Genomic DNA, 11,900 nt, shown 5'->3' on the forward strand with positions numbered 1-11,900 from the left:
GCCTGATGCCCCAACGCCTGACGTCCATGTGACGCGCCGGCCATGAGAGGCTGCGGCTACAACCGCATACCCCTTTCGTTCCGGTCATGGCACAGGCGCTTCCGCCCCTCCGTTTCATTCTGGCCGCCGCTTTCGGCAGCATCGCATTGCTGGCCGCCCTCGCCACCAGCCTGCTGGCCTGTGGGGAAGCGAGCCGGGGGGTGCAGGCCGAGCTGCTGGAGGATCTGGCCGGCGATGCCCGGCAATTCGCCGAGATGCTGGATCGCGGCATCTTCGCCCGCTGGCGCGACCTGCAGGTCGCCGCCGGCCTGCCGCTGATGCGCGACCCGGCCACGCCGCCCGAGACGCGGCGGGAGATCCTGGCCCGGCTGCAAGACACGACCGGCGACTATGCCCTGCTCGCCTTCGTCGCGCCGGACGGGCGGGTGCTGGCCGATAGCCGCCGCCTGCTGGAGGGCCAGGACCTCTCGGGCCAGGACATCCTGCGCCGCGCGCTCGACGGGCCGGTGGTGGCGGATGTGCATCCGGCGCCGGTGCTGGCGGGGCGACCCGGCCAGCCGCTGCGCCTGGTGGACCTGGCGACACCGGTGCATGACGCGGCCGGGCAGGTGGTCGGCGTGATCCTGGCGCAGCTCGACTGGCGCTGGGCCATCGAGGCAGTGGCGCCGGCCGGCCCGGCCGACCCGCATATGCTGATCCTGCGCCGGGATGGCGAGGTGCTGGCCGGCCCGGCGGGGCTGCTGGGCCGCATCCTGGCGCTGCCCCCCGGCGGCCAGGGCCGCCTCGCCCTGGATGGGGCGGGGCTGGATGGGCCCGGGCCGGAGGGCCGCCGGGACTTCGCGGTGGCGGCGCCGACCCGGGGCCACCGCGACTATCCCGGCCTCGGCTGGGTGGTGGTGGCCTGGGAGGATGCCGCCAGGGCGCTGGCGCCGATGCGGGCGATGCAGCGGCAGATCCTGCTGCTGGGTGGCGGCGCGGCGCTGCTGGCAGCGCTGCTCGGCTGGGCCGCCGCCTGGTGGCTGGCCCGGCCGCTGCGGCAATTGGCCGGGGCCGCGGCGCGGCTGGAGCAGGACGCGGACGCCGCCCTGCCGCACCCGGCCGGAAGCGGGACCGGCTTCGCCGAGGCGGCCGGGCTCGCCGCCGCGCTCGATGCCATGCTGCGGCGCCGGCGGGAGGCGGAGACGGCGCTCCGGGCCAGCGAGACCAGGTTCCGGCTGGCGCAGCGGGCCGGGCAGATCGGCTGCTACGACTACGACATCGCCAGCGGCCGGGTGCTGCGCACGGAGGAATGCCTGGCGCTCTCCGGCCTGCCGCCAGCTGCGGCCGCCGATACCTGGAGCTCCGGCGACGCCGATTGGCTGGCCCGGCTGCACCCGGAGGACCGGGCGCGGATGTCGGCGGAAACCGCCGCCGCCTTCGCCCGGCCCGGCCCCTATGCCTTCGAGTTCCGCCTGCTGTGGCCGGATGGCGGCCTGCGCTGGCTGGCCGATCGCGGCGAGGTGCTGGCCGGGCCGGATGGCAGGCCCGCCCGCGCCCTCGGCGCGCTGCGGGACGTGACCGCGCGCCGCGCCACCGAGGATGCGCTGCGGGAGGGCGAGGCGCGGCTGCGCCTGGCGCAGGAGGCTGCGGGGATCGGCAGTTGGGACCTCGACCCCGGCAGCGGGCGGCAGGTCTGGTCGGCGCAGCAATACCGGCTGTTCGGCCTCGACCCGGCCGCGCCGCCGCCGGATTCCGCCGACTGGTTCCGGCTGGTGCACCCGGAGGACCGGGCGCGGGTGCAGGCCATGCAGGCCACCGCGCTGGCGGCAGGTTCAAGGGAATTCGCCACCGAATTCCGCATCCGCCGCGCCACCGACGGGATGCCGCGCTGGATCGCCGCCCGCGGCCGCATCGAGGTGGATGCTGCCGGCCGGCCGGCGCGGATGCTCGGGGTCAATCTCGACATCACCGAGGCCCGGATGCGCGAGCAGCGCCTCGCCGAGCGCGAGGCCGAGTTGCGGGCCCTGATCGAGGCCAATCCGATCGGCGTGCTGCGCGGCGATGTGCATGGCCGCATCCTGGAGGCGAATGACGCGCTGCTGCGCCTTGCCGGCCGCAACCGCGCGGCGCTGGAGGCGGGCGACCTCCGCTGGGACGCGATGACGCCGGCGGAATGGCGCCCGGCCGATGCCGCCGGCCTCGCCGAGGCGCGCGCCAAGGGCGTCTGCACGTCGTATGAAAAGGAATATCTCCGCCCCGATGGCAGCCGGGTGCCGATCCTGATCGGCTATGCCCTGACGGGGGAGGCGCGCGAGCAGATCGTCGCCTTCATCCTCGACCTCACCGACCGTAAGCGGGCCGAGGCGGCGCTGCTCAGGGCCAAGGAGGGGCTGGAGCAGCGGGTGGCGGAACGCACCGCCGAGCTGGCGGCGCGGGAGGCCGAGCTGCGCCGGATCTACGACCGCACCCCGGCCGCCTTCCATTCGGTGGATGCCGAGGGAAGGCTGATCCGGGTCAGCGAGCAATGGCTGGCCTTCCTCGGCTACACGCATGAGCGGGAGGTGCTGGGCCGCCGCACCGGGGAGTTCATGCCCGGGGACAGCGCCGCGCGCTGGGAAGCCGCGCTGGCGGCGCTGCAGGCCCCCGGCGACGAGGTGCGGGAGGTGGAGTACCGGATGCTCCGCCGCAACGGCGAGCGGGTGGAGGTGCTGGTGCGGTCCCGCGCCGAGCATGACGCGGCCGGCCGCTTCCTGTGCAGCTATTCGGTGCTGATCGACCTCACGGCCCGCAACCAGGCGGAGGCGCGGCTGCGGGAGGCGCAGAAGCTGGAGGCACTGGGCCGCATCGCCGGCGGCGTGGCGCATGACTTCAACAACCTGTTGCAGGTGATGACCGGGGCGCTGCATCTGGTGGAGGCCAAGTCCGAGGATCCCGCGCGGGTGCGCCGCTACGCCAGGGCGGCGCTGGAGGCGGCGGAGCGCGGTGCCGACGTGACCCGCCGGATGCTGGCCTTCGCCCGCCGCGATGCCTTGCGGACCGGCCCGGTCGAGGTCGCGGCGGTGCTGCGCGACCTCGCCGCCCTGCTGCATGGCCCGCTCGGCCCCGGCATCGCGCTGGAGATCGCAGTGCCGCCGGACCTGCCGCCGGTGCAGGCGGACCGCATGCAGCTCGACCTCGTGCTGTTCAACCTGGCGCTCAATGCGCGGGACGCCATGCCGGGGGATGGCAGGCTCCGCCTCTCCGCCACGGCGGAGACGGTCGGGCCGGGCCACCCGCAGGGGCTGCGGCCCGGCCGCTATCTCCGGCTCGCGGTGGAGGATTCCGGCGCGGGCATGGATGCGGCCACCCTGGCGCGGGCCACCGAGCCCTTCTTCACCACGCGCGAGACCGGCCAGGCCAGCGGCCTCGGCCTCTCCATGGCGCATGGCTTCGCGGTGCAGTCCGGCGGCGCGCTGGCCCTGGCCAGCACGCCCGGCCAGGGCACCGTGGTGACGCTCTGGCTGCCGGTGGCCGCGGCGGCCAGCCAGCCGGCGCCAGGGCTACCGGCGCCAGATCCATCGGCACTGCGGGGCGAGGCGCGTGCTGCTGGTGGCGGATGCGGCAGTGGCGCGTGACCAATCCGGCATCGACGCAGCATGCAGGGATCTGATGGGCCGCGTCGGCGGGCTGGTCCGCCGGAGGACATCCTTGATCCCAGCCAAAGGCATCCGCTCAGCGGCCTGAGCGGAGATACTTGATGAGTGCCGCGATCCCGAGCGCAAGCAGGATGAGCAGCAGGAGCCAGAGCAGGCCCATGCCGCCCATCATCCAACCCATTCCCTCCATGCCATTATGCATCATCTGTCTGACAGCCCGGGGGACGGCCCCTTCTGGAGCGATGCCCTCAACTCGGCCACAATGAACTTCCGCATCCGGAGCCTCCCTGGTTCACGACCCGGACGGCCGATCGGGATAACGACCTTCCCACGCAGGAGGGTTTCCCGAGGCATGTCCGGGGGCTGCTCCCGGCCACTCCGCCAAGGACTGCCGCGCGATCTGCCAGTTCCGGCTAGAGCATGATCGCTTGAGGTGCTCGCACCGAAAAGCGTGAATCACGCGATCAAACAAAGGCCTGGAGCATGATGCGTGAACGAAGGTGAACGCATCATGCTCCAGGCCGAGCCCGGCCATGATCCCCGCGACCACGATGTCAGGTCAGCCAGTGCCGGTGCTGGCCAAGCCCTGTGGCTCGGCACCTGGCCGGACCGCTCAGCCGCAGAGGCGGATGAGCGCGGCGGTCAGGTCGTCGGGGTCGTAGGGTTTGGCCAGGACCGGCACATTGGCATGGCCGGGGGGCAGCCCGTCCGCGCCATAGCCGGTGGCGACCACGAAGGGGATGCCGCGGGCGGCCAGGGCATCGGCCACGGGGGTCGAGGTCTCGCCGGCCAGGTTGAGGTCGAGCACCGCCGCCTCCGGCCTCTCGCGCGCCAGCAGGGCAAGCGCCTCGGCCACCGTCGCGGCCGGGCCGATGATCGAGGCGCCGGCATCGAGCAGCGCATCCTCCACCAGCATCGCTACCAGCGCCTCGTCCTCCACCACCAGCACGCGCCGCCCCGTAAGCCCTGTCATCGCCCGCACCTTTTCTCGGTCATCGCCGCCTGTCACTCGCGCGCCCCAAGTCATGCCTCCTCGGCGGGAAGGAAGCGAATTCTGGCCCGGAATCCTTCCGGCGCATGGTCCAGCACCACCTCCGCCCCCGACCCAAGCTCCCCCGCCAGCCCGGATTCCAGCAGCCGCACGCCGAAACCCTGGCGTTGCGGCGGCCGGACCGGCGGCCCCTCGGATTCGGCCCAGTCGAGTTGCAGCATACCTCCATCCAACCGATGCCAGGTCAAGGAGACCCGGCCCTGCGGCACCAGCAGCGCGCCATGCCGGGCGGCATTGCTCGCCATCTCATGGATCGCCAGCCCCAGCCCCAGCGCCTGCCGCGGCGCCAGCCAGACCGGCGGGCCGCCGAAGGCGACGCGCCCGGCCCCCGCACCGGTCCCGGCATCAAGCGGCACCTCCCCGCCCCGCCAGGGGGCCAGAGCGGTCGCCACCACCTCGCCGAGCGTCGCGCCGCGCCAGGTGCTGGAGGTCAGCAGGTCATGGCCGCGCGCCAGGGCCATCAGCCGCGCCTGGAAATCCTCGAGGAATTCCGCCCCCCGGCCGCGCCGCGCCGTTTGCCGCGCCAGCGAGAGCACGGTCGCCAGGGTATTCTTGACCCGGTGGTTCAGTTCGCCGATCAGCAGCCGCTGCCGCTGCTCGGCCGCCTTGCGCTGGGTGGCGTCGCGCGCGAAGCCGCCGATGCGCACGACCCGGCCGCCGGCATCGCGCATCGGGAAGCCCAGCACCCGGAGCCAGAGCTGCTGCCCATCGGCCCGGCGGATGCGGTATTCGAGGTCGATCGCCTCGCCCTCCAGCAGCCGCGGCAGGGCCGCCTCGACCCGGTCGCGATCCTCGGGATGCAGGCCGGTGGTCAGCGGGCCGAGGCCGGGCCGGTCCGGCGGCGGCTCGCCCCAGAGGCGCTCGAAGGCCGGGCTCAGATAGTCCAGGCGGTCCTCGCCGAGTTCCAGGACCCAGAGCAGGTCCGGGCTGGCCTCGGCGAAGCTGCGGAAGCGGGACTCGGAACCGGCCAGCGCCTCGGCCGCCGCCACCACTGCCTGGCGGGCTGCCGCCTCGGCCGCCACCTGGCCCTCCAGCGCCTGGCGGGTCTCGACCAGCTCGGTCACGTCGGTCGCGGTGCCGAGCCAGCGGTGGATGCCGCCCTCGGCATCGCGGGCCGGCAGGGCGCGGGCGACGAACCAGCGCCAGACACCATCGGCCCGGTGCAGCCGGTACTCGGCCTCATAGGGCTCGCCGGTCGCCAGGGCCTGGCGCCAGGCGGCGCGGGCGGCATCGCGGTCCTCCGGATGGATCGGCACCTGGAGGCCGGCCTCCTCCGGCTCCGGGCCGTCGCCCACGAATTCACGGTAGCGCCGGTTGTAGTAGTCCACGGTGCCATCCGGGCCGCTGGACCAGACGATCTGCGGCACCGCCTCGGCCAGGGTGCGGAAGCGCAGCTCGCTCTCGCGCAGCGCCGCGGCGGCCTGGCGCTCGGCATCGATCCCGGAGAGCGCCAGCACGGCGCCGCCGATCCCGCCATCGCGGTCGCGGATCGGCGCCGCCAGCGCCCGGACCCAGATGAAGCCGCCATCGCCCCGGCGGAGGCGATATTCGCCCTGGCAGGCCTCCGGCGCCGCCCCCGCCAGGGCCCGGGCGAGCGGCATCTCCGCTTCCGGCACCGGCCTGCCCTCGGCATCCCGGGCGTCCCGCGCCAGATGCGGGGGGATGCGGCCGGCACCCCCGGGCGGCAGGCCAAGCATCGCGCCCAGCCGCCGGTTGGCCAGCCTGATCCGGCCGGAAGGCGCCTCGGCCAGGGCAATGCCCATGGGCGCGTGGTCCAGCACCGCCTGCAACCGCGCCGCCAGGGCCAGCGCCTCCGCCTCGCGGTCGCGGCGCTCGGCGGCGGCGGCTTCCAGGGCGGCGGCGACCGCATCGATCTCCCGGACCCCGGAGGCCGCAACCGGTGCCGGCACCGCGCCGCGCCCGGCCGCCGCGGCCGCGGCGGCCAGCGCCAGCAGCGGCCGGGCCAGGAAACGCCTGGTCCAGAAGCCGAAGCCCAGGCTCAGCACCGCCAGCGCCACGCCGCCCCCCCAGCAGCACCGGCAGCAGGGCTCGCAGCAGGGCGCCATCCACCTCATCCCGCGGGATCCCGACCAGCACGGTCCAGCGCAGGTCCGGGACCAGGCGCCAAGCGATATGCACCGGCGTGCCCTCCCGCGTGGCGCCGGTGGACCAGCCCTCGGTCGCCGTCCTGGCATCCTGCAGCACCTCGGCGGCCTCGGGATGCACGGGCTGGCCGACGAAGCGTTCCGGCTGCGGCGCGCGGGCCAGGATGGTGCCCTGCGCATCCAGAACCGAGGCGACCCAGCCCTCGGGCAGGGTCGTGCGCTGCAAGGCCTCCGACCAGAAGTCCAGGGCATCCGTGGTGATCGACAGCCGGACCGGGCCACGATCGGCGGTGGCCGGGTCCCCCGGACCGATGATCCGGCTGAGCGTGACCAGTTTCCGGTCGCTGGCGGCATCGCGCTGCAGGCCAGAAAAGGTTGGCCGGACACGGGCAGCGGCGCCGTTCACGGCCGGCGCGAGGACCACCTCCACCCCATCGGCGGCATGCAGCAGCGCCGCCTGCTGGCGGAAGGCGGCCAGGTCGCCGGCCGCCAGGGCCGGCGAGGTGGCCAGCGCCATAAGGCTGGCGCGCAGGGCCGCCGCCTCGCGCTCCACCGTCGCGGCGATGTCGCGCGCGGCATCCTGGCCGGCATGGATGAGCGCTACCCGTTCCGCCTCGGCGAGGCGCCAGGCGGCGAAGCCGGCGAGGCCCCAGGCCGGCAGCAGCGCCAGCAGGGCAAGCAGCACCAGATGCGCCCGGACACCGAGGCCGCCCGATCTCCGCGCGGGACGTCGAGGCGCCGTCGCCGCCATGCTCTTCCAGGTCGTCTCGCCCACCATCCCCCCGGTTGCCCTTCCTTGCCGGGCGCGCCGTGGTTGATGGCTAGCGCCGGGGCGGTGGGCTGGAACCTCACGATTGCGCGCGCCGGGCCGGGCGAGCCGCCCGAAGCCCCATTTACCGGCGGAATTGGCCATTCCGAATTCACGTTCGGATTGTTCACAATTCCGTCATGACACCTTCGCGGTGGAACCGGAATGGACCCCGGCCGACATGCCCGGGCAGGCGTAGGCCGCTGGTGGGCCGATTCACCTGACGCCTGATCCCCAGGCGTCAGGATCGGACCACTAGGCCCGCGCCGCCTGGATCGCCCGCCAGATCCGCTCCGGGGTCGCCGGCATGTCGATATGGCTGACGCCGTATTCCGCCAGCGCATCCACCAGCGCATTCATCACCGCCGGCAGCGACCCGGCGCAGCCCGCCTCGCCGCAGCCCTTGGCGCCGAGCGGATTGGTCTTCGCCGGCACCGGATGGCTCTGGAAGCCGAAGCTCGGCAGGTCGCTGGCGCGCGGCAGGCAGTAATCCTGGTAGCTGCCGCTCAGCAACTGGCCCTCCTCGCTATAGGCCACATGCTCATACAGGGCCTGGCCGATGCCCTGCACGATGCCGCCATGCGCCTGGCCCTCGACCAGCAGCGGATTCACGATCACGCCGAAGTCGTTGACTGACATGTAGCGCACCACCTCGGCATGGCCGGTCTCCGGCTCGATCTCCACCTCGCAGATGTGGCAGCCATTGGGGAAGGCCATCGGCGCCTGGTCGAAGACGTGGCGGACATCGAGGCTGGTGGGCAGGTCCGGCGGCGGGTCGTTGGCGGTGCGGAGGCGCTCGGCCAGTTCCATGATGCCGATGCTGCGGTCGGTGCCGGCGATGGTGAAGCGGCCATGCCCCTCCGCATCGCGGTCGAACTCGATATCGGCGGGCGCGGCCTCCAGCATATGCGCCGCCGCCTGCCGGCCCTTCTCGATCACCAGCGCCGCCGCCTCGACGATGGCGGCGCCCGAGGCCATCAGGGATTTCGAGCCGCCGGTGCCGCCGCCGGCGACCAGCCGGTCGCTGTCGCCCTGCACCAGCCGGATAGCCTCGAAGGGCACGCCGAGCCGCTCGTGCAGCACCTGGGCGAAGGGCGTCCAGTGGCCCTGGCCGTAATCCAGCGTGCCGGTGATGATGGTGACGGTGCCATCCGGCTCGAAGCGGATCTCGCCCTGTTCCTTCATCGGCGGCGCGGTGCATTCCAGGTAATTGCCGATGCCGCGCCCGCGCAGCTTGCCGCGCGCCTGGCTTTCCGCGCGGCGCGCCGGGAAGCCGTCCCAGTCGGCGGCCCGCAGCGCCTGGTCCAGCACCGCGGTGAAATCGCCGCTGTCATAGGTGCTGCCGGAGGCGGTGGCGAAGGGGAATTGGTCGGGCTTGATGTGGTTGATGCGGCGCAGCTCGATGGCGCTGCGGCCGGTCTCCCGCGCCGCCTGTTCCAGCAGGCGTTCGAAGAAGTAGTTGCCCTCCGGCCGCCCGGCGCCGCGATAGGCGGAGACCGGCGTGGTGTTCGTCACCACGCATTTCGTGTTCACCTCGATCAGCGGGGTGGCATAGTTGCTCTGGATGTTCTTGACGAAATTGCCGGTGCCCATCAGCGGCCCCACGGTGGCGAGGTAGCCGCCCATATTGGCGAAGGCGGTCAGCCGCACCGCCAGCGCCCGGCCCTCGGCATCCAGCGCCAGTTCCGCCTCCACCTCATGGTCCCGGCCATGCTGGTCCGAGAGGAAGGCGCCGCTGCGGTCATCGGTCCATTTCACCGGCCGGCCGAGTTCCTTCGCCGCATGCAGCAGGCAGGGGTATTCGGGATAGGCGCTGGCCTTCATGCCGAAGCTGCCGCCGACATTGCCGGTGAGGATATGCACCTTCTCGACCGGCACCTTCAGGATGTCCTTCGCCATCTGCCCGCGCAAGCCGAAGACGCCCTGGCAGCCGACATGCAGCGTGTAGCGGCCGCTTGCGGCGTCGTATTCGCCGATGGCGCTGCGCGGCTCCATGGCGCAGACCACGACGCGGTTGTTGCGGATGGAAAGCTTCGTCACATGCGCGGCGCTGGCGAAGGCCGCCGCCACCTTGGCCGCGTCGCCATAGTGGAAGTCCAGCACAACATTGCCGGGGATGTGGTCATAGAGATCAGGCGCATCCGGCGCGGCGGCGGCGGAGGCTTCCGTCACCGCCGGCAGCACGTCGATATCGAGGAAGACCGCCTCGGCGCCGTCCCGCGCCGCCGCCCGGCTTTCCGCCACCACGCAGGCCACCGGGTCGCCGACGAAGCGCACCTTGTCCATGGCCAGCGCCGGGCGTTCGATGTTGCGCAGCGGCGTGCCGTCGCGGTTCTTCAGCGGCAGCGTGCAGTGCAGCACGCCGAAGCCGGCGGCCTGGAGGTCGGCGCCGGTATAGACGGCGACGACGCCGGGCACCTCCTTCGCCGCCGCCGTGTCGATGCCGGTGATGGTGCCATGCGCATAGGGGCTGCGCACCATGGCGCAGAAAAGCTGGCCGGGCAGGCTGATGTCATCCGTGTAGCGGCCGCGGCCCCGCAGCAGCGCCGGGTCCTCGTTGCGCGGCACGGGCTGGCCGACGCCGAATTTCAGGCGTGTCAGATCCGGCATGGAGGTGTCGGGCATGAGGTCTCTCTCGCCTTGTCGCTGATCCGTTGGGGGCCGAAGCTAGGCCAGGAATGCCCGGCCGGCGACCCCCGGTCCCGCAGAGGTTGACACTCCAGGCCCCTCCGGCAAGGGTCCGCCGCCCGCCGGGACCGGTGCGGCAGGGGAAGGTTGGGGATGCGGCCGCCGCTCCGGCGCCGCCTGCCGCCGGGGCCGGCGCGGGCCGGCGGCAGGGGGGGGGCGGAACAGGCCATGCAGATCTATTTCCTGGCGCTGGTGGCGCTCTCGCTGGGCGCCGTCATCGAGGCGCGCTGCTCCACCCCGGGGCTGCGGCCGGAGGCGGAGGCGGCCGACCGGGCCTTCCATATCCTCGGCCGCGGCGCCTTCGCCTTCTGGCTGGTGCTGCTGGCCTGGGGGTTCTGGAAACTGCCCTGGATGCAGCCGGTGGCGGGGCTGATGGGCTCACTCGCCGCCAATGCGCTGCTGGTGGGCGGCGGGGCGCGGCCCTATTGGCCCGGCCTCTCCATGGGGCTGTCGCTGGGCGGGCTGTTCCTGACGGCGATGCTGATGATGGCGCGGTAGGGCAAACGCCGTCCGGGCGGAATCAGCAAGCCAGAAGGCTGGCATCCTGCGCCCGAGCTTCGGGACCAGGACTGCCACCTGCGGGACACGGCAGTGATCGCCGCGCCGATGGCCGGCGCGGCGTCACTGTCCCGGACCTCGGAAGCAAGGCGCGACCCACAGCAGCCCTGCCGGCAGGCCGCACCCGGGCAGGAAGGCAGTTGCCCGGTCCATCGGCGTCAGGTATGCGCGCCGGTGCTCTCGCCCGCCTTGCCTGGGCGGCGTCGCAGCGCGACCAGTCCCGCGACCGCCGATCCGAACAGGGCGAGCGTGCCGGGCTCGGGCACAGTTGCGGCGCGGGCGATCGGCTCGCCATAGATGAAGTCGTCCATCACCACGAGGTCGATGCCTCCAGCCTCGTTCGGGCCCAGCGCGGAATTCCCGCTGGTGATCCGCACCCGCGAGATCACGGCGGTGCCGAAATCGACTCCGAGGAAGGAGAGGCTCTCACTGCCCGTCAGCCCGGGTGGGGCAAAGAAGCTGCCGAGGAGAAGATTGTTCACGTCGAAGAAGGCCAAGCTTGTAGTGTTAGCGAGGTCGACGTCCGTGAACACCGCCCCGAAGCCGCGGGTCAGCGCGGGTGTGGTGCTGCCGGGCACGAAGAAGTCCACATCCACCACGTTGCTACCGAGGGCAGTGAACAGCCGTTGCGGCGAGAAGGTGGCGAAGTAGCCGGGGTAGCTCGCGTTGATGTTGCCGAACTCGACCGGCGCGCCCGATCCGGGATTGGCGCTGACCTGGAAGCCCGTGCCCGGCGTCGCGAACACCACGCCGCGCGGGGAGGTCGTGTTGAAGAAGTCGGCGGGCAGGGGGTTGGGCACCGAGCGGGCGTCCGGCACCCCGTCCCAGTTGATCTCGCGCCGGCCGGTGCCAGCGGAGCCGGCCAGGTTGGGGTTCAGCCCACCGAGCGCCGCCCGGAAGGCGTCCACCTGCCCCTGGATGGCGGCGGGGTTGGCGCCCGAGGCGGAGAAAGTGACCGGCGCGGCCTCGGCCAGGCCAATGCTGGCCAGGATGGGCAGAGCGACCACGGCGGCCGTCGCCCATCGCGGAATCCAGCGTGACGGCGAGCGGTTGGATGCGGGCCGGCTGGCAGGCTT

The 11,900-nt window shown here is 72.9% G+C and carries 8 protein-coding genes; 3 read left to right on the forward strand and 5 right to left on the reverse strand.

The features are described from left to right. The first annotated feature begins 86 nt into the window (after window positions 1–86). Window positions 87–3,593 carry a PAS domain-containing protein gene (locus KSF81_RS24015; RefSeq protein WP_217381110.1) on the forward strand — a complete coding sequence of 1,169 codons (3,507 nt, stop codon included), beginning with the start codon at window positions 87–89 and terminating at the stop codon, window positions 3,591–3,593. 97 nt (window positions 3,594–3,690) lie between these two features. On the opposite strand, the gene KSF81_RS31005 is transcribed toward KSF81_RS24015, so the two are convergent. From KSF81_RS31005 to KSF81_RS24025, 3 genes are all read right to left on the reverse strand, one after another. Further along, window positions 3,691–3,819 carry a hypothetical protein gene (locus KSF81_RS31005; protein ID WP_256444281.1) on the reverse strand — a complete coding sequence of 43 codons (129 nt, stop codon included), beginning with the start codon at window positions 3,817–3,819 and terminating at the stop codon, window positions 3,691–3,693. A gap of 408 nt (window positions 3,820–4,227) precedes the next feature. After that, on the reverse strand, window positions 4,228–4,587 hold the full coding sequence (locus KSF81_RS24020; RefSeq protein ID WP_217381111.1) for a response regulator: 360 nt from the start codon (window positions 4,585–4,587) through the stop codon (window positions 4,228–4,230). Between the two features lie 50 nt (window positions 4,588–4,637). Further along, complete coding sequence (locus KSF81_RS24025; protein WP_217381112.1) at window positions 4,638–6,731, reverse strand: PAS domain-containing protein; 2,094 nt, start codon at window positions 6,729–6,731, stop codon at window positions 4,638–4,640. A 154-nt stretch (window positions 6,732–6,885) separates the two neighbouring features. Between KSF81_RS24025 and KSF81_RS24030 the strand changes: the two genes are divergently transcribed. Beyond that, window positions 6,886–7,722, forward strand: coding sequence for a hypothetical protein (locus KSF81_RS24030; RefSeq protein WP_217381113.1), 837 nt, complete (start codon window positions 6,886–6,888; stop codon window positions 7,720–7,722). 111 nt (window positions 7,723–7,833) lie between these two features. On the opposite strand, the gene KSF81_RS24035 is transcribed toward KSF81_RS24030, so the two are convergent. Then, entirely contained in the window at window positions 7,834–10,203 is a 2,370-nt protein-coding gene (locus tag KSF81_RS24035; protein ID WP_217381114.1) for a xanthine dehydrogenase family protein molybdopterin-binding subunit, read from the reverse strand. Between the two features lie 156 nt (window positions 10,204–10,359). Here KSF81_RS24035 and KSF81_RS24040 point away from each other — a divergent pair, with 156 nt between their 5' ends. Then, window positions 10,360–10,764, forward strand: coding sequence for a multidrug DMT transporter permease (locus KSF81_RS24040; RefSeq protein WP_217381115.1), 405 nt, complete (start codon window positions 10,360–10,362; stop codon window positions 10,762–10,764). 218 nt (window positions 10,765–10,982) lie between these two features. Here the strand turns inward: KSF81_RS24040 and KSF81_RS24045 are convergent, their stop codons facing one another. Further along, window positions 10,983–11,831: a PEP-CTERM sorting domain-containing protein gene (locus KSF81_RS24045; protein ID WP_217381116.1), complete on the reverse strand. Its 849-nt coding sequence runs from the start codon at window positions 11,829–11,831 to the stop codon at window positions 10,983–10,985. Window positions 11,832–11,900: the final 69 nt, after the last annotated feature.

The organism is Siccirubricoccus sp. G192, assembly GCF_019084075.1.
GTDB lineage: Bacteria > Pseudomonadota > Alphaproteobacteria > Acetobacterales > Acetobacteraceae > G192.